The 17,279-nt window shown below is 72.0% G+C and carries 13 protein-coding genes; 6 read left to right on the top strand and 7 right to left on the bottom strand.

The features are described 5' to 3' along the window. Positions 1 to 4: 4 nt before the first annotated feature. Positions 5 to 850 (top strand): UPF0280 family protein, encoded by an 846-nt coding sequence (locus HW578_RS05855; protein WP_198369611.1) that lies wholly within the window; start codon positions 5 to 7, stop codon positions 848 to 850. Positions 851 to 911: 61 nt separating this feature from the next. Here HW578_RS05855 and HW578_RS05850 read toward each other — a convergent pair whose 3' ends face one another. After that, positions 912 to 2,015 carry an OmpA family protein gene (locus tag HW578_RS05850; protein ID WP_198369610.1) on the bottom strand — a complete coding sequence of 368 codons (1,104 nt, stop codon included), beginning with the start codon at positions 2,013 to 2,015 and terminating at the stop codon, positions 912 to 914. A gap of 328 nt (positions 2,016 to 2,343) precedes the next feature. Here HW578_RS05850 and HW578_RS05845 point away from each other — a divergent pair, with 328 nt between their 5' ends. Together HW578_RS05845 and HW578_RS05840 are read left to right on the top strand one after the other, a co-directional pair. Further along, positions 2,344 to 4,314 carry an elongation factor G gene (locus HW578_RS05845; protein WP_198369609.1) on the top strand — a complete coding sequence of 657 codons (1,971 nt, stop codon included), beginning with the start codon at positions 2,344 to 2,346 and terminating at the stop codon, positions 4,312 to 4,314. An 84-nt stretch (positions 4,315 to 4,398) separates the two neighbouring features. Further along, entirely contained in the window at positions 4,399 to 6,075 is a 1,677-nt protein-coding gene (locus tag HW578_RS05840) for a thiamine pyrophosphate-binding protein (RefSeq protein WP_198369608.1), read from the top strand. Between the two features lie 2 nt (positions 6,076 to 6,077). Here HW578_RS05840 and HW578_RS05835 read toward each other — a convergent pair whose 3' ends face one another. The 4 genes from HW578_RS05835 to HW578_RS05820 all read right to left on the bottom strand — a co-directional run bounded on the left by HW578_RS05835 (position 6,078) and on the right by HW578_RS05820 (position 11,245). Further along, a complete protein-coding gene (locus HW578_RS05835; RefSeq protein WP_198369607.1) occupies positions 6,078 to 7,262 on the bottom strand; it encodes a Bcr/CflA family multidrug efflux MFS transporter in 1,185 nt (394 codons plus the stop codon). A gap of 137 nt (positions 7,263 to 7,399) precedes the next feature. Next, positions 7,400 to 8,797 (bottom strand): M20/M25/M40 family metallo-hydrolase, encoded by a 1,398-nt coding sequence (locus tag HW578_RS05830; protein ID WP_198369606.1) that lies wholly within the window; start codon positions 8,795 to 8,797, stop codon positions 7,400 to 7,402. Beyond that, positions 8,794 to 10,422, bottom strand: coding sequence for an acyl-CoA synthetase (locus tag HW578_RS05825; RefSeq protein ID WP_198369605.1), 1,629 nt, complete (start codon positions 10,420 to 10,422; stop codon positions 8,794 to 8,796). Before HW578_RS05825 ends, HW578_RS05830 begins: the two co-directional genes overlap by 4 nt. Before the next feature lies 1 nt (position 10,423). Beyond that, positions 10,424 to 11,245, bottom strand: coding sequence for an enoyl-CoA hydratase (locus HW578_RS05820; RefSeq protein ID WP_232478709.1), 822 nt, complete (start codon positions 11,243 to 11,245; stop codon positions 10,424 to 10,426). 148 nt (positions 11,246 to 11,393) lie between these two features. On the opposite strand from HW578_RS05820, the gene ilvE reads away from it, so the two are divergent. After that, entirely contained in the window at positions 11,394 to 12,308 is a 915-nt protein-coding gene (gene ilvE / locus HW578_RS05815) for a branched-chain-amino-acid transaminase (protein ID WP_198369604.1), read from the top strand. 142 nt (positions 12,309 to 12,450) lie between these two features. Here ilvE and HW578_RS05810 read toward each other — a convergent pair whose 3' ends face one another. Continuing rightward, the gene (locus tag HW578_RS05810; RefSeq protein ID WP_198369603.1) at positions 12,451 to 13,839 is read right to left on the bottom strand and encodes a Do family serine endopeptidase; all 1,389 of its coding nucleotides are present in this window, start codon (positions 13,837 to 13,839) and stop codon (positions 12,451 to 12,453) included. 142 nt (positions 13,840 to 13,981) lie between these two features. Between HW578_RS05810 and HW578_RS05805 the strand changes: the two genes are divergently transcribed. Together HW578_RS05805 and HW578_RS05800 are read left to right on the top strand one after the other, a co-directional pair. Then, complete coding sequence (locus HW578_RS05805; RefSeq protein ID WP_198369602.1) at positions 13,982 to 14,659, top strand: winged helix-turn-helix domain-containing protein; 678 nt, start codon at positions 13,982 to 13,984, stop codon at positions 14,657 to 14,659. Next, entirely contained in the window at positions 14,652 to 15,998 is a 1,347-nt protein-coding gene (locus tag HW578_RS05800; protein ID WP_198369601.1) for a sensor histidine kinase, read from the top strand. Before HW578_RS05805 ends, HW578_RS05800 begins: the two co-directional genes overlap by 8 nt. Here HW578_RS05800 and HW578_RS05795 read toward each other — a convergent pair. After that, positions 15,985 to 17,279 (bottom strand): TolC family protein (locus tag HW578_RS05795; protein ID WP_198369600.1); only part of this gene is annotated, 1,295 nt, incomplete at its 5' end. The two genes, HW578_RS05800 and HW578_RS05795, sit on opposite strands and share 14 nt — an antisense overlap.

Genomic DNA, 17,279 nt, shown 5'->3' with positions numbered 1-17,279 from the left:
GCCGATGGAGGCGCCGGTCGTCCAGCGCCTGGCCGGCGACCGGCTGCACCTCTCGCACGGCCCGATCGACGTGGTGCTGCGGGCCTGGGGCGATCCCGACGCAGTACGCGCGGCCGAGGCCGCGGCAGTGGCGGCCTTCCCTGGCATCCTGCCCGGGCTCGCCGCCGAGCTGCCGCTGCTGCGCCGGCCCGTGGCGGAATCGCCGCAGGTCACGCATCCCGTCGCGCGCCGCATGGTCGCCGCCTGCGCGCCCTTCTCGCCGATCTTCATCACGCCCATGGCGGCGGTTGCCGGCGCCGTCGCCGACGCGCTGTTGGCCGAGATGCTGCGCGTCGCATCGCTTGCACGCGCCTATGTGAATGATGGCGGCGACATCGCGGTGCATGTCGCGGACGGCGGATCGCTCGCCATCGGCCTGGCGGCGGACCCGGCCAGGCTCGCGTTGGATGGCGCGCTGCGCGTGACGGCAGGCAGCGGGATCGGTGGGGTGGCGACCTCGGGCCGGCGGGGACGGTCCTTCTCGCTCGGCATCGCCGATGCGGTGACGGTGCTGGCGCGCGATGCGGCGACGGCCGACGCTGCGGCGACGCTGATCGCCAATGCGGTGGATGCGGACAGTCCTGCGATCACGCGCGCGCCGGCGCAGAGCATCGACCCCGACAGCGACCTGGGTGCGCGGCTAGTGACGGTGGCGGTCGGCGCCTTGACTGCCACTGAGGAGAGGGCGGCGCTGGAGGCCGGGCTGGCGCGGGCGGAGAGCTTCCGTGCGGCAGGACACATCGTGGCCGCCGCACTCCGCCTGCGCGGCGCGGTGCGGGTTGCCGGCCTGCCGGCGCTGCCGATGCCCTGAATGCAGAAAGGGGCGCCTTTCGGCGCCCCTTCCCGTGCAGTGGTCGCGTGGTGCGCCGCGCTTAGCGGAGCACGATCTCCACGCGGCGGTTCTGCGGCTCGCGGGTGTTGTCCGGGGTCGGCACCAGCAGCTGGCTCTCGCCGACGCCGCGCGCGGTGATCTCGTTACGCGGCACGCCCAGGCGGACCAGCTCGGCGGCCACCGCATTGGCGCGGCGGACCGACAGGCCCTGGTTGTACTGCGCCGAGCCCGAGGTGTCGGTGTGGCCGGTCACCTCGATGCGGGTCACCGCCTGGCGCGTGCGGGCCTGCGCGGCTTCCGCGATGATCTGGCGCGCGCGCGCGGTCAGGTCGGCGCGGTTCCAGTCGAAGAACACCAGGAAGGTGCGCGCCGGCGCCGGCGCCGCGGCGGCCGGGGCCACCGGGGCCGCCGTGCGGCCGAAGTTGTAGCGCACGCCGAACATGATGGAGTGGTTGAAGTTGTCCACGTTCAGCGAGGTGGCCGAGCGGTCGGCGATGCGGGTGTTGCCCACCTGCACCGTGCCGTTCGCACGCCCGTCGATGTCGTGGCCGGTCGTGCCCATGAAGCGGTACTCGGCGGTCAGCGCCAGGCCAGGCACGCTGTCGATCGGCAGCGCGACGCCCAGGATCGCCTGGTAGGCGAAGGCGCCTTCATTGCCGCCGAAGGTCAGGCTGGCCGAGGAGCCGTTCGCCGCGCGCTGGCTGAAGCCGACATCGTCGTAGTCGTGCCAGACGTAGCCGATACCGGCGCCGACATAGGGCATCACCGGGCCGAGGCGGAAGTCATACAGCGCGTTGAACATCACGCCGTAGCTCGACGCGGTGCCCGAGGCGCGCGGCAGCGTGCCGACGCCCGAGGCCTTGATGCTGTCGACGTCGTTCTGGCGGTAGTTGCCCTCGAGCTCGAGGCGCAGGCCGTTGCCGAAGCCATAGCCGACGCTCAGGACGCCCGCGAAACCCCACTCGAAGTTGATGTCGACGCTGCGGCCGGCAACGGTGTCCGAGCTGCCCTGCAGGTAGTTGAAGCCGGCGCCGGCACCGATGTAGATGCCCTGCACCCGCGGATCCCAGCTCTGCGCCTGCGCGGTCGCTGCCATCGGCAGCGACAGCAGCGTCGCGGCAAGAAGCGTCTTCTTGAAGTTCATTGTCATTCCTCGCGTCCAACTGACGCACCGACCGCGCCGGTGCAGATGGCTCCCCCCAAACGAGGGGCTCGGCGCGCAGTCTAACCACATTCCGGCGCGCCTGACCCAGCCTCCGGTGCCGGCAATCCGATATCTCCAAAGCACTGTGGCGGTCGCGCCACACCTCTGTGACCTGACCACGACCTGCCGGAATCCCGGGCATCACCGGGCGGTTCTTGCCCCAGGGCGGCGCGGCGGCGCTAGTCTGCATCCCTGGCGGCCCCCCGCCCGGGGTCGCCGTCCGCCACGGCCGGTCCACGGCCGGGAGACCCGAGGGAGGCCCGCCACCATGACCAATTCCGCGTCAAGACAAGCCAGCGGGGCATCGCCCCGCGCCATCGCCCTGGTCGGTCCGCAGGGGAGCGGCAAGTCCGCCCTGTTCGACGCCCTGCTCGCAGCCGCCGGCAGCCCGCCGCAGCGCCGCCCCGGCGATGCACGCGCACGCGCCATGGGCACCGCAGTGCGCATCGGCCATTGCAGCTTCATGGGCGACCCCTGGGCGCTGCTCGACTGCCCGGGCTCGGTCGAATTCGCGCAGGAGGCGGCGGCCGCGCTGGCGGTCGCCGACCTCGCGCTGGTGGTCTGCGAGCCGAGCCCGGCGCGCGCCGCCGCCCTCGCCCCGGTGTTCCACGCCATCGAACGCGTCGGCCTGCCCGCCATGGTCTTCGTCAACAAGGTCGACACGCTGGGCGACCAGCGCATGCGCGACACGCTGGCCGCGCTGCAGGCGCATTCGCGCCGCCCGCTGGTCCTCCGCCAGGTGCCCATCCGCAACAACGGCGAGGTCGCGGGCTATGTCGACCTGGTCAGCGAGCGCGCCTATCGCTGGCGCCGCGGCGAGCCCTCCGAACTCATCCGCATGCCCGAGGACGTCGCCGCGCGCGAGGCCGAGGCGCGCGCCGCCCTGGCCGAGGCGCTGGCCGACCATGACGACGCGCTGCTCGAGAAGGTCGTGGAGGATACCGTCCCCACGCCCGAGGACCTCTATCGCCCGCTGCATGCCGACATTGCCGCCGGCGCGCTCGACCCGGTGCTGCTCGGGGCGGCGGAAAAGCAGCACGGCGTGCTGCGGCTGTGGAAGGCGCTGCGCCATGACGTGCCTGGACCGGACGCGGCCGCCGCACGCCTGGGGCTTGCACCGGAGGGCGAGGCCGTCGCGCAGGTCTTCCGCACCATCCACGCCGGGCATGGCGGAAAGCTCTCCTGCGTGCGCATCTGGCGCGGCACGCTGAAGGACGGTGCGAGCGTGAACGGCGCGCGGATCGGCGGCATCACGTGCTGGCCCGGCGGCGAGCCCGCCAAGGCGAACGAGGCGGCGCAGGGCGAGATCGTGGCACTCGGGCGGCTCGACGCCCTGGGAACGGGGGCGACGCTCTCGCCCTCGGCCAGCGTTGCTGCCCTGCCCTTCCCCGATGCCGCGTCACCGGTCTTCGCGCTGGCGATCGCGACCGAGGACCGCAAGGACGACGTGCGCCTCACCGCCGCGCTGGCGCGGCTGACCGAGGAGGACCCCTCGCTGTCGGTGGTGCACGACGCCGAGGCGGGGCAGATCCTGCTGGCCGGGCAGGGCGACATCCATCTCGGCCAGGCGGTCGCGCGCCTGGCCGAGGCGCATGGCCTGCGCGTGACCACGGCGCGCCCGCGCATCGCCTGCAAGGAGACCATCCGCCACGCGGCGCGCCACCACGCCCGCCACCGCCGCCAGACCGGCGGCCACGGGCAATTCGCCGACGTGACGCTGGAAGTCGCGCCGCGCAGCCGCGGCGAGGGCTTCGCCTTCGAGGACCGCATCGTCGGCGGCGCCGTGCCGCGCAAGTTCATCCCGGCCGTCGGCGAGGCGGCGGAGGAAGCGACGCACAAGGGGCCGCTCGGCAACCCGGTGGTCGACATCACCGTCACGCTGCATGACGGCGCCTTCCATTCGGTCGATTCCTCAGACATGGCCTTCGCCACCGCGACGCGCATGGCGATGCAGGAGGCGCTGGCGAAGGCCGATCCGGTGGTGCTGGAGCCCGTGGACCACGTGACCATCCTGGTGCCGCAGGACGGCACGGCGGCGGCGCAGCGGCTGCTGAGCAGCCGGCGCGGCCAGATCCTGGGCTATGCGGAGAAGGAGGACTGGCCGGGCTGGGACGAGGTGCAGGCGCTGGTGCCAGAAGCCGAGCTGCACGACCTCATCATCGAGCTTCGGTCGCTCACCATGGGCCTTGGCACCTATACGCGCCGCTTCGACCACCTGGCGGAGGCGCGCGCGCGGTAGCGCCAGGGCATTCGGCGCCGGCGGGCTTTGCAGCCACGCCAGGCGTGTCAGAGTGGCGGCAAGCAAACGAGGAACGCCGCCGCCATGAACAGCCCGTACACCGTCGCCGACCTGGTCGCCGATTTCCTGCCGCAGGTCGGCGTGCGCACGGTCTTCGGCATCGTCTCGGTGCACAACATCCCGATGCTGGATGCGATCGGCCAGCGTAACGCGTTGCGCTACGTGATGGCGCGCGGCGAGATGGGCGGCGCGCACATGGCCGATGCCTATGCGCGCGTGACGGGGCATCTCGGCGTGTTGTTCACCAGCACCGGGCCGGGCATGGCAAATGCGATCCCGGGACTGGTGGAGGCCCGCTTCGCCGGATCGCCCGTGCTGCACATCACCGGCCAGACGGCGACGAAGCACATCGACCGCGACGCCGGCACGGTGCACGACGTGCCGGGCCAGACGGCGATGCTGGCGGCAGCCTGCAAGGCGGCCTATCGCGTGCGCAGCGCGAACGAGGCCTTCGGCGTGCTGGTGCGCGCGGCGGCCGAGGCGCTGTCCGCACCGCGCGGTCCGGTCAGCGTGGAGATCCCGATCGACCTGCAGCGCGCGCCGATCGCGCGGCCGGCCGGGCTCGATGCGCTGGTACTGCCCATCGCCGCGCCGCTGGTGCCTTCCGCGGCGGAACTGGACGCGGCGGCGGAGATCCTGGCAGGTGCGCGGCGGCCGATGCTGTGGCTCGGCAATGGCGCGACGCAGGCCGGCGCGGCGGCGCAGCGGTTGCTGGGCCTGGGCTTCGGCGCGGTGTCGTCCTGGAACGGGCGGGGCATCATCCCGGAAGACCATCCGATGACGCTGGGCGGGCTGCACGGCAATGGCTCGCCGCGCGTGCAGTCGTTCTACGAAAGCGTGGACGCGATGCTGGTGGTGGGGTCGCGCCTGCGCGGGCACGAGACCGGCGATTTCGCGCTGAAGCTGCCGAAGACGCTGATCCATGCGGATTGCGACGCGACCGCCAATGGCCGCACCTATGCCAACAGCCTGTTCGTGCATGGCGATGCGGCGCTGGTGATGGAGGGCATCGCCGACCGGCTGGCCGGGCACGCCTCGGTCGATCCCGGATTCGCCGCCGATTTCGCGGCGATGAAGTCGCGCGCGCGGGAGGAATACCTGGCGACGCTCGGCCCCTATGCCGGCTTCCCGGATGCGATCCGCGCCGCGCTGCCGCGCGACGGCGTCTGGGTGCGTGACGTCACCATCGCCAATTCGACCTGGGGCAACCGGGTCTTCCCGATCTACGACCCGCTGACCGCGGTGCATCCCGTGGGCGCGGCGATCGGGCCGGGGCTGGCGCTGGGCATCGGCGCCGCCATCGCGGCCGAGGGCCGCAAGACCATCGCGATGTGCGGCGACGGCGGCTTCTCGCTCGGCATGTGCGAGCTCTGGACCGTGGCGCAGGAGAAGCCCGACCTGGTGACCATGGTGATGAACGACGGCGGCTATGGCGTGATCCGCCATATCCAGGATGCGGTCGCGGACGGCCGGCAATTCGGCCACGACCTTCTGACGCCGGATTTCGGGGCGCTCGCGGCGCTGGCAGGGCTTCCCTTCTTCAAGGCCACCAGCGCGGAGAGCATCGGCGCGGTGGTGGCCCAGGCGGTGGCGGTGGCGGGGCCGGCGCTGGTCGAGGTGGACATGCGCGCGATCGGCGCGGTGCCGCCTTATGCGCCCTACGCGACGATGGGGAAGCATGCGGAGCGGTCGGGGCGGTAGCCTCAGCGCACCAGGACGCGCCGCGCGCTCCAGCCTGCCACACCGCATGCCGCGATGACGCCCGCCATGGGCAGCGCGGTGCCGTCCTGCAGCACCCCCAGCACGCCGCCCACCGCCGCGCCAATGCCGAATTGCAGCGTGCCCATCAGCGCCGAGGCATTGCCCGCCATCCTCCCGTGCGGACCCATGCCGAGCGCGACCGTCAGCGGCATCACCGCGCCGATCATCGCGACGTAGCAGAACAGCGTCGCGACGATTCCCGCGAAACCGAACAGCCCGGTGCCGGCCACGACCAGCAGCGCCAGGCCGGACGCCGCCGAGATGGCCAGCACGACGGGCAGAAGCCGCGCCGGTTCCACCCTCTGCGCGAGGCGCGACACCACCTGCCCCACTGCCATGATGCCGATGGCATTCGCACCGAAGTAGAAGCCGTAGCGGCCCGGCGGCACCCCGTGCAGTTCCATGAACACGAAGGGCGAACCCATGATGTAGGCGAACATGCCGCCAATGATGAAGCCGCCCGCCAGCGCGAAGCCCATGAAGCGCGCATCGCGCAGCAGCCCGCCCCAGAGACGCAGGGTCGCGAAGACACCGTCGCGGCGGCGGCGTTCCGGCGGCAGCGTCTCCGGCAGGGCGAGCAGGATCATCGCCAGCATCGCCACGCCGTAGATGGCCAGAACAACGAAGATGCCGCGCCAGCCGAACGCCGGCAGCAGCGCCCCGCCGATCACCGGGGCGATCACCGGGGCGACGCCCATGACCAGCATCAGCGAGGCCATCAGCCGCACCGCGCCGCGTTCGTCCGTCACGTCGCGCACCACCGCGCGCGCAATCACCATGCCCGCGCAGCCGCCCAGCGCCTGCACCAGCCGCGCGCCGGTCAGCCAGGCGATGTCGGGAGCAAGCGCGCAGAGCAGCGACGCCAAGGTGAATACCCCGAGCCCGACGAACAACGGCCCGCGCCGCCCGAAGCGGTCCGCGACCGGCCCGTAGAAGACCTGCCCCGCCGCCATGCCGAGGAAATACACCGCGAGCGTCGCCTGCACAGCGCCGGGGCTTGCGTTCAGCGATGCACCCAGCGCGGGGAAGGCCGGCAGGTACATGTCGACCGAGAAGGGCCCCATCCCCGCCAGCGCACCGAGAATAAGCGCGAGGGTGCGGTGGCTCGGCGCGGGACGAAGGTTCATGCGCGCAGGCTAGCGCAAGTTCCGGTCGGATAGAATCGCCCGGCCGGCTCGCCTGTGCCGGGAAACATCGAGGCCGGCGCAGCCCGTGGCCGATCGGCGACGCCGCACCGCCGATCCTTGCGGCCCGAAGCCGCTGCCTACCGCGCCCGAACCTTCGACAGCGCATCCAGCATCCGGATGTGGCTGTCGATGCCCCGCTCGAAGCAGGAGACGTCGAACTTCTCGTTCGGGCTGTGCACCTGGTCGTCGTCGAGGCCGAAGCCGACCAGCAGGCTGTCGAGCCCCAGGATCGACTTCATGCTCGAGACCACCGGGATCGACCCGCCACAGCCCATCAGCACGGGCGCGCGGCCGAATACGGCTTCCAGCGCGGGCACCGTCGCGGCAACCCAGGCGCTGTCGGCCGGCACCTCGATCCCTTCGCTCATGGAGAAGACCTGGATCTTCACCTGCGCGTCGTCGGGCAGGCGCGCGACGATGAAGTCGCGGAACCCCGCCAGCACCTTCGCCGGCGATTGCCCCGGCACCAGGCGGAAGCTGACCTTCGCATGCGCCTCGGACGGGATGACCGTCTTGGAGCCCTCGCCGGTATAGCCGCCCCAGATGCCGTTCACATCGGCCGTCGGCCGTGCCCAGAGCCTTTCCAGCGCAGACCGGCCGGCCTCGCCCGCCGGCACCGACAGGCCCACGCCGCCGAGGAAGGCCGCCTCGTCGAAGTTCAGCGAATCCCACTGCGCGCGCAGCGCCGCGGGCAGTTCCGGCACCTCGTCGTAGAAGCCCGGGATCAGGATCTCCCCGCCCTCGTCCTTCAGGTCGCCCAGGATGCGCGTGAGCAGGTTGATCGGGTTCAGCGCGGATCCGCCGAACAGCCCCGAATGCAGGTCCTTCTTCGCCGCGATGATGTCGATCTGCGTGTAGAGCATCCCACGCAGCCGCGTGCTGATGGCGGGCGTGCTCACGTCCCACATGTTGGTGTCGCTGACCACGGCGATGTCCGCGCGCAACTCCTCGGCATTGGCTTCGAGGAAGTCGGGCAGGTTGCGCGACCCGATCTCCTCCTCGCCTTCCACAAGCACGCTCACGCGACAGGGCGGGCCGCCGGCGGCCTCGTGCCAGAAGCGCAGCGCCTCGAGCCAGGTCATGGTCTGGCCCTTGTCGTCCACCGCGCCGCGCGCGACCACCCGCGGGCCGTTCGGGCCCTCGGTCAGCACTGGCTCGAAGGGCGGGCTGGTCCAGAGTTCCAGAGGCTCGGGCGGCTGCACGTCGTAGTGGCCGTAGAAAAGCAGGTGCGGCCCGGCGCCCGTGGGCCCGGGGTGTTGCGCGACCACGACCGGATGCCCCGCCGTCTCGCGCACGGCCGCGGCGAAGCCCATGCCCGCGAGCTGTGCGCGCACCCACTCCGCCGCGCGCCGGCAATCGGGCGCATGCGGCGGCTGCGCGGAAACCGAGGGAATGCGCAGCAACTCGAACCAGCGTGCGCGGCTCTCCGCGCGTCGCGCCGCGGCATGGGCCAGAACGGCCGTTACATCACTCATGCGCCCCTCGCCTGGCTGCGCAGCACGTGCTTCTGGATCTTGCCCGTCGATGTCTTCGGCAACTCGGCGAACACCACATGCCGCGGCACCTTGAAGCCGGCCAGGCGCTGCTTCGCGAAGGCGATCAGCTCCTCCGCCGTGACGGTTGCCCCGGGCTTCAGCTCGACGAAGGCACAGGGCGTCTCGCCCCATCTCTCGTCGGGCCGCGCCACCACCGCCACCACAGCGACGGCCGGGTGCTTGTAGAGCGCGTCCTCCACCTCGATGCTGCTGATATTCTCGCCGCCTGAGATGATGATGTCCTTCGACCGATCCTTCAGCTGGATGTAGCCGTCGGGATGCTTCACCGCGAGGTCGCCGGTGTGGAACCACCCGCCCGCGAAGGCGGCCTCGGTCGCCGTCGCATCCTTCAGATAGCCCTTCATCACGACATTGCCGCGCATCATCACCTCGCCAAGCGTCGTGCCATCGGGCGGCACCGGCTGCATCGTTGCCGGATCCATGACATCAAGGCCTTCCAGCGCGAGGTAGCGCACGCCCTGGCGCGCCATCAGCGCGGCCTGCTCCGGCGCGGGCCTCGCGTTCCATTCGCTGTGCCATTCATTGACGACCGAAGGCCCATAGACCTCGGTCAGCCCATAGACGTGGCAGACGGCGAAGCCCGCCTCCCTCATTGCTGCCAGCACTGCCTCCGGCGGCGGCGCACCTGCCACGACGAATTGCACCTGCGTGCCCAGGGCGCGCTTCTCGGCCTCTGGCGTGGCCAGCAGCGTCGCCATCACGATCGGCGCGCCGCACATGTGCGTGACACCCTCATCACCCATCAGTCGCCACATGTCGGCGCCGCGCACCGCGCGCAGGCAGACATGCACGCCGGCCTGCGCGGTCACCGTCCAGGGGAAGCACCAGCCGTTGCAGTGGAACATCGGCAGCGTCCAGAGATAGACCGGATGCCGGCTCATCCCCGAACTTAGCACGTTGCCCACCGCCAGCAGCTGCGCGCCGCGATGGTGATACACCACGCCCTTCGGCTTGCCCGTCGTGCCGGACGTATAGTTCAGCGTGATCGCATCCCATTCGTCGCGCGGCATCGGCCAGGCGAAGGACGCATCGCCCTCCGCCAGCAGCGCGTCATAGGCCACGCCGCCCAGCGTCTCATGCTGCAGGGCGGCAGGCGCCAGCGGGTCCGCCACCTCGATCACCAGAGGCTTCGCGGCACATTGCGTCAACGCCAGGCGCAGAACTGGCATGAACTCGCGGTCCACCACCACCGCCTTCGCCTCGCCGTGATCGAGGATATAGGCGATGGTCGCCGCATCGAGCCGCGTGTTGATGGTGTTCAGCACCGCGCCCGCCATTGGCACGCCGTAGTGGCATTCCAGCATCTCGGGGATGTTGGGCAGCAAGGCCGCCACCGTATCGCCCCGCCCGACGCCGCGCCGCGCCAGCGCATGCGCCAGCTTCACGCAGCGGTCGCGCAACTCGCGATAGGGTCGCCGCACCGCGCCATGCACCACCGCCAGGTGGTCCGGAAACACCTGTGCCGCACGTTCGAGAAACAGCAGTGGCGTGAGCGGCTGATGGTTCGCGGGGCCACGCGCCAGGCCCGTGTCGTAGTCGGCCATCTCAGCGGTCTTCCCACACCGGCTTGCGCTTGCCCACGAAGGCACCGATGCCCTCGGCCGCATCGCGCGCCATCAGGTTGTCGGTCATCACGCAGGCGGCCTCGCGATAGGCCTCGGCCAGCGGCAGATCCACCTGGCGGTAGAAGGCGCGCTTGCCCATCCGCACCGTCAGCGCGGATCGCGCGGCGATGCCGCGCGCCAGGCCCAGCGCCACCTCCATCACCTGACCGGCAGGCGCCACGCGGTTCACCAGGCCGATGCGCTGCGCTTCGGTCGCGTCGATCATCTCGCCCGTCAGCAGCATCTCCATCGCCGCCTTGCGCGGCACCGCGCGCGCCAGCGCCACTGCCGGCGTCGAGCAGAACAGCCCGATATCCACCCCCGGCGTCGCGAAGCGCGCATGGTCCGAGGCCACCGCCAGGTCGCAGGTCGCAACCAGCTGGCAGCCCGCCGCCGTCGCCACGCCCTGCACCGCGGCCACCACCGGCTGCGGCAACGCGACGATGGCCTGCATCACCCGGGCGCAGGTCTCCATCGCACGATCGTAGAAACCGCGCCCCCCGTCGGCGTCGGCGCGATGCGCGGTGATCTCCTTGAGGTCGTGCCCGGCGCAGTACACAGGCCCCGCGGCGGCGAGCACGACGCAGCGCACCCGCCCATCCTCGCCGATCGCCGCCAGCGCGTTCTCCATCGTCTCGAGCATCTGCAACGACAGGCTGTTGCGCGCCGCAGGGCGGTTCAGCGTCAGCACGCACACGCCGTCAGCGCCATCCTCCCGCAGCAGCATCGGCGCCCCGTCCGCCATGTCCTTCGCCGCGCTCATGTCGCATTCCTTCTGCGCCTTGGGCAGAGCATAGCGTGCCGGCGCGGGCCCGCGAAAGCCGCCCGCCAGCCGCATCACGCCGCCCCCTTGCCGCCCCGCCGCGCGGCGCTAGCCTGCAGGGTGGAAACGCCACGAAAGGATCGCCACCATGGCCTGGACCGCACACACCATCATCCAGAACGGCAGGGCGATACCCTTCGAGGAGGCCCGAATCCACCCGCTCTCGGTCGGCCTTGCCTATGGCGCGGCTGTGTTCGAAGGCATCCGCGCCTACATGAACCCGGCCACAGGGCGCCTCTCCGTCTTCCGGCTGGAGGAACACCTGGTCAGGCTCGACCAGGGCATCAAGTTCATGCGCTTCGACGATCCGCCATCGCGCGACGTCCTGCGCCAGGGGGTGATCGATTCGATCAAGGCGAACGCGCCGGACGACGACTGCTATATCCGCCTCCAGGTGCACATCGAGAGCCGCGGCTCGATGGCCACAACCGGCACGGTCGGCTGGGTCTGCGCCGCCATCCCGCGCGAACGCTCGACCAAGCGCGAGACGGGCCTCGCCGCCGGCGTCTCGTCATGGACACGCATCGCCGACAACACCATGCCCGCACGCATCAAGGCCACGGCGAACTACCACGCGGGGCGCATCGCCACGCAGCAGGCCAAGGCCGATGGCTACGACACGCCCATCCTGCTGACGCGTGACGGCAAGGTCAGCGAGACCGCCGGCGCCTGCCTGTTCATGGTGCGCGACGGCGTGGTCATCACCCCCGCGCGCGACAGCGACATCCTCGAGAGCGTGACGCGCGACACGGTCCTGGAGCTGGCGCGCGAGAACGGCTTCGCCACCCAGGAGCGCCGCGCCGACCGCACCGAGCTCTATGTGGCGGACGAGGTCTTCGTCTGCGGCACCGGCCAGGAATTGCTGCCGGTGACCAGCATCGACCGCCTGCCGGTCGGCGACGGCAATCCAGGCGCCATCACGCTGCAGCTGCAATCCGCCTACGAGGCCGTCGTGCGCGGCACCACCGACGCGCACGCCGCCTGGCGCACGCCCGTCGTCTGAAGAAAAAGCGGCGCAGGCCGGCAGGGGAAGCCGACCTGCGCCAGGTGAAGGGCGCGCCGCCAGAGGGCATGGGCGACAAGTCTGCGCCCCTCGAGCCGGCCCGGACGCCGGGGGATCGTTGGCGTCCGGGCTATCCGAAACCTCAGCCCGCGGTCAGCGGGATCGCCACGAAGCGACGCGCGCCGTCGCGCTCCACCTGCAGTGCAATCGAGGGCCGCCCGGCGCTGCGCGCGGCATTCACCGCCTCGCTCACGTCGCGCGGCTGGCTCGCCTCGCGCCCATCGGCGCGCAGCACCACGTCGCCCTCGCGCAGGCCGCGCTCGGCGGCCACGCTGCCCGGCTCGACCCGGGTGACCGCGACACCGCCCTGCGGCCGCGGCGCCAGGCCGAGGCCAAGGCGCAGCTGCGCCGGCTTGCCCGCCGTGACATTCGCCGGGTTGGTGCCGATCTCGACGCGCTGCTCGATCGTGGCACCGTCGCGCAGCACCGCCAGCGTCGCGGTGCGCCCCGGCGTCACCTCGGCCACGCCGGTGGCGAGGTCACGCGGGCTCTCCACGCGGCGGCCGTCGATGCCGGTGATCACGTCGCCGGCGCGCAGCCCCGCCTTCGCGGCCGGGCTGTCGGGCTCGATGGCGTTGATCAGCACGCCCTTGGCGTCGCCCACGCGCAGCGCCGCCGCCAGGTCGCGGTCGAGCGGCTGCATGGTCACGCCCAGCCAGCCGCGCTGCACCGCGCCATGGTCGCGCAGCTGCGCCACCACCGACTGCACCATCTTGGACGGCACCGCGAAGCCGATGCCGATGTTCCCGCCCGAGGGCGAGAAGATCGCGGTGTTCACGCCCACCACCTCGCCGGCTGCGTTGAAGAGCGGACCGCCGGAATTGCCGGGGTTGATCGACGCATCGGTCTGGATGAAGTCGTCATAGGGGCCTGCGCCGATCTGGCGACCGCGGGCGGAGACGATGCCCGCCGTCACGGTGCCGCCCAGGCCGAAGGGATTGCCCATGGCCATCACCCATTCGCCCACGCGCGTCCGGTCGCTGTCGCCAAAGGCCAGGGCCGGCAGCGGCGCGCCGGCCTCCACCTTCAGCAGCGCGATGTCGGTCGCGACGTCGCGGCCCACCACCTGCGCTGCCATCTCGCGGCCATCGGCGAGCTCGACGCGCACCTCGGCATTGTCGCCGACCACATGCGCATTGGTCACGATGAAGCCGTCGGCATGGATGACGAAGCCGGAGCCCTGGCCCGCGCGGCGCTCGCGCTGCTCGGGCGCGGGCCGGCCGAAGCGGCGCATCATCATCTCCTCCTGCGGGGAGGCGCGCTCGCTGGTGATCACGCGCACCACCGAGGGCCCGACGCGCGCCGCCATGTCGGCGAAGTCCGGCCCCGCGGGGCGCGCCAGCGCCACGCCGGCGACGGGCGTGGCCTGCTGTGCCGTGCCGGGGATCGCGGTCAGCGCGGTGGTACCCAGCGCCAGCGCCAGCACGCCGGCGATCACCGCAGGACGGCGACGGTTGAAGAGGGTCGGCATGTCTGGTCTCTCCCAGTCAGGATCACGGGGCCCCACCGGGTCGGCGGGGCATGGCGCACAGGAAGCGCCATCCCCCTTCCCCGCCCCCTGTCGCGGGCCTTACCGATCGGTATGCTGACGCACCGCAGAACCGGAGGCTTGCTTGCGCATCCTGGTTGTCGAGGACGATGCCGAGACCGCCGCCTACATCGTGCGTGGCCTCGAGGAAGCCGGCCATGTCGTGGACCACGCGGCCGATGGCCAGGACGGCCTGTTCCACGCCACCGGCGGCGGCCATGACGTGATGGTGGTGGACCGCATGCTGCCCAAGCTCGATGGCCTGTCGATGGTGCGCGCGGTGCGCGCGGCGGGCATCGCCACGCCGGCGATCTTCCTCACCGCCCGCGCCGGCGTCGGCGACCGGGTCGAGGGGCTGGAAGCCGGCGGCGACGACTATCTCGCCAAGCCCTTCGCCTTCGCCGAGCTGCTGGCGCGCATCAACGCCCTCGCCCGCCGCCCGCCGCTGCAGCAGGAAGTGACCGTGCTGCGCGTCGCCGACCTCGAAATGGACCTGATCCGACGGACCGTAACCCGGGCGGGCACGCGCATCGACCTCCAGCCGCGGGAGTTCCGCCTGCTCGAATACCTGATGCGCCGCGAGGGCCAGGTGGTGACCCGCACCATGCTGCTGGAAGGCGTGTGGGACTTCCACTTCGATCCGAAGACCAGCGTGGTCGAAACCCACATCAGCCGCCTGCGCGCCAAAGTGGACCGCGGCTTCGAGCGCGACCTGATCCACACGATCCGCGGCGCCGGCTACGTCATCCGTGCCGATGGCTGACGCGCGCTGGACCTTCGCGCGCACAACGGCGTTCCGCGTCACGCTGCTGCACCTGCTGCTGACGCTGGCGGGCACGCTTCTGGTCGGCGGTGGCGCCTGGTGGGCTACGGTGGGCTTCGGCGCCCGCCAGGCGGCGCAGGAGATCGAGCGCGGCATGGGCGTGCTGCTGCAATCGGGCGCGCTCTCGGGCCCGCGCGGCATCGCGCTGTCCATCGAGGCGCGCATGGCAGCCGATCGCACCGGGGCGGAGTTCTACCTGCTCGCTGGCCCGGACGGGCAGCGCATCGCCGGCAACCTCTCCGGCGTGCCGCGCGATCCCGGCTGGCGCGAGGGCACCATCCGCCTTCCGCAGGGCAACGAGGCGCCGGTACTGATGTTGGCCGCGCCGCTGCCCGGCGGCGGCGCGCTGGTGGTGGGGCGCGACCTCTCGGCGGTGCGGGACCTTGAGGCGCGGCTGATCTCGGTGGCCGGCTGGGTCGCCGGCGGGGTGCTGCTGCTCGGGCTCGGCGGCGGGCTGCTGATCGGGCGCTCCGTGGCACAGCGTGCGGCAGCCATGGAGGCGGCGCTGGCCGCGGTGCAGGCCGGCGATCTCGACCGCCGCCTCGCGGTCGGGCGCAGCGGGGACGAGTTCGACCGCCTGGCGGCGCGCATCAACGCCACGCTCGACCGGCTGCAGTCGCTGATGACCGCGCTGCGCGGCGTGACCGACGACATCGCGCACGACCTGCGCACGCCGCTGACGCGTCTGCGCCAGCGCCTCGATGCCGCCGCCGCCGCCCCCACCGCCGAGACCATCGCCGCCGCGCAGCAGGAAGCCGACGCGCTGCTCGACATCTTCGCCGCGCTGCTGCGCATCGCGCAGGTGGAATCCGGCGCGCAGCGCGCCGGCTTCACGCGCGTGGACCTCTCCGCCATCGCGCAGTCGGTCGCCGAGGTCTATGCCCCGGCTGCCGAGGAACGCGGGCAGTCCCTGACCACGGACATCATCGCGGACGTGACCGTGACCGGCGATCCGGCGCTGCTCACGCAGATGCTGGCGAACCTGACGGAGAACGCCGTGCGGCACGGGCGCGAGGGGGGTCACGCCAGGCTGGTGCTCACCGACGCGGAGATCATCGTCACCGACGATGGCCCCGGCATCCCTGCGCAGGAACGCGAACGCGTCTTCCGCCGTTTCCATCGGCTGGACCCGGCGCGTTCCACGCCCGGCAGCGGGCTTGGCCTTGCACTGGTGCGCGCCGTGGCCGACCTCCACGGCTGGAGCGTCACGCTCGAGGATGCCGGCCCAGGGCTGCGGGTGCGGGTCGCGTTCCGGCCGCTCCCGCTCAGCGGGCGGTGAGGATGCCCGAGGTCCCGCTGCTGCGCTCGAGATCCGCCAGCGCGACGGAATAGGCACGGCGCGCCTCGTTAGCTGCGGTGCGCGTAGCGTTCAGCGTGCGCAGCGCGTCGAGCACGTCGAGCAGCGATCGCCCGCCGGCCAGGTAGGCGCGCTCGGCGATGGCATAGGCTTCCTCGGCACGGCGCAGCGCCCCGCCGTCATAGACGGCGAGAAGGCGCTGGGCCTGCTCGTAGGCCGACCAGGCCGTGGCGAAGTCGGCGCGCGCCTGGGCAAGCGCCGCGGCGGCCTGGGCCTCGGCCTGGCGCTGCTGCGCCGCCGCCACGCCGATGTTGCCCTCCACGATCCGCGTGGTGAACAGCGGGATCGACAGTGACAGGCTCGCGACGTTCTGTCGCGCGCGCTGGTTGTCGCCATTGGGCAGGGTCCGGTCGACCACGCCACGCCCGGCATTGAGCTCGACCGTCACGTCGCGCGACCGGCCAGCCTCGGCGAGCGCACGGTTTGCCGCCGCGGCTGCCGAACTGCGCTCCGCCGCCACCACGTCGGCGCGGCGCGTCACCGCGTCGGCAAGTTCGGCGCGGGTCAGGCCGAGCGGGCGCGTTGGTTCGAAGCGCCCGCGCGGCTCGTAGGCCGCGGCACCGCTCGCCGTCACGGCATCGCCGGCGACCAGGGCGGTGAGGTCGGCGATCCGTGCGGCGAGGGCCTGGCGGCCGGCCGCCACCTCGGCCTCGAAGGGCGGGCGACTGGCCTGGAAGCGGATCACGTCGCCTTCGGGGATCTGGCCGAGCTCCGCCTGGCGGCGCAGCAGCGCCTCGGTGCGGTTGATCGAGGCGATGTTGGCCTGCGCGACCTCGAGGTTCGCGCGCGCTAGCAGCGCGCCGTAGAAGGCCTGCCGCACCGCGAAGACCTGGGTGCGCAGCGCATCCAGCACCTGCGCCTCCGCGGCGCTGATCTGCTCGTCCGCCGTGCGCACGCGCAGCGATCGCTTGCCGCCGCGCTCCACCACCACCGAGATGCCGAGCGTGACGTTGTTGCCTGGGCTCAGGAATTGCGGCGAGGCGGTGCCGGTCTCGTAGAACTGTCCGAAATTGGTCGCGAAGGTGCCGGTCGCCGGGGGCCTGCTGCCCGCGACCAGCCGCTGGGCGCGCTGCGCATCCACGCCGAAGCGGGCGGCGACTACCGCGAGGTTGCGCTCGACGACCAGGCGCTCGGCCTCGGCCAGGGTCAGGACGGGCGCGGCCGGCGCCGGGGCCTGGCGCGCAGCGGCGCGCTCGCGCGGCG

The organism is Roseomonas rosulenta (assembly GCF_016106005.1).
GTDB classification, from domain to species: domain Bacteria; phylum Pseudomonadota; class Alphaproteobacteria; order Acetobacterales; family Acetobacteraceae; genus Neoroseomonas; species Neoroseomonas rosulenta.
Note: the sequence above shows the minus strand (reverse complement) of the source record. Positions and strands in the feature narration are given on the sequence as shown.

Coding starts and splice junctions, on each gene's coding strand:
- HW578_RS05855 (WP_198369611.1), top strand. CDS start 5: ATGGAGGCGCCGGTCGTCCAGCGCCTGGCCGGCGACCGGCTGCACCTC.
- HW578_RS05850 (WP_198369610.1), bottom strand. CDS start 2,015: ATGAACTTCAAGAAGACGCTTCTTGCCGCGACGCTGCTGTCGCTGCCG.
- HW578_RS05845 (WP_198369609.1), top strand. CDS start 2,344: ATGACCAATTCCGCGTCAAGACAAGCCAGCGGGGCATCGCCCCGCGCC.
- HW578_RS05840 (WP_198369608.1), top strand. CDS start 4,399: ATGAACAGCCCGTACACCGTCGCCGACCTGGTCGCCGATTTCCTGCCG.
- HW578_RS05835 (WP_198369607.1), bottom strand. CDS start 7,262: ATGAACCTTCGTCCCGCGCCGAGCCACCGCACCCTCGCGCTTATTCTC.
- HW578_RS05830 (WP_198369606.1), bottom strand. CDS start 8,797: ATGAGTGATGTAACGGCCGTTCTGGCCCATGCCGCGGCGCGACGCGCG.
- HW578_RS05825 (WP_198369605.1), bottom strand. CDS start 10,422: ATGGCCGACTACGACACGGGCCTGGCGCGTGGCCCCGCGAACCATCAG.
- HW578_RS05820 (WP_232478709.1), bottom strand. CDS start 11,245: ATGAGCGCGGCGAAGGACATGGCGGACGGGGCGCCGATGCTGCTGCGG.
- ilvE (WP_198369604.1), top strand. CDS start 11,394: ATGGCCTGGACCGCACACACCATCATCCAGAACGGCAGGGCGATACCC.
- HW578_RS05810 (WP_198369603.1), bottom strand. CDS start 13,839: ATGCCGACCCTCTTCAACCGTCGCCGTCCTGCGGTGATCGCCGGCGTG.
- HW578_RS05800 (WP_198369601.1), top strand. CDS start 14,652: ATGGCTGACGCGCGCTGGACCTTCGCGCGCACAACGGCGTTCCGCGTC.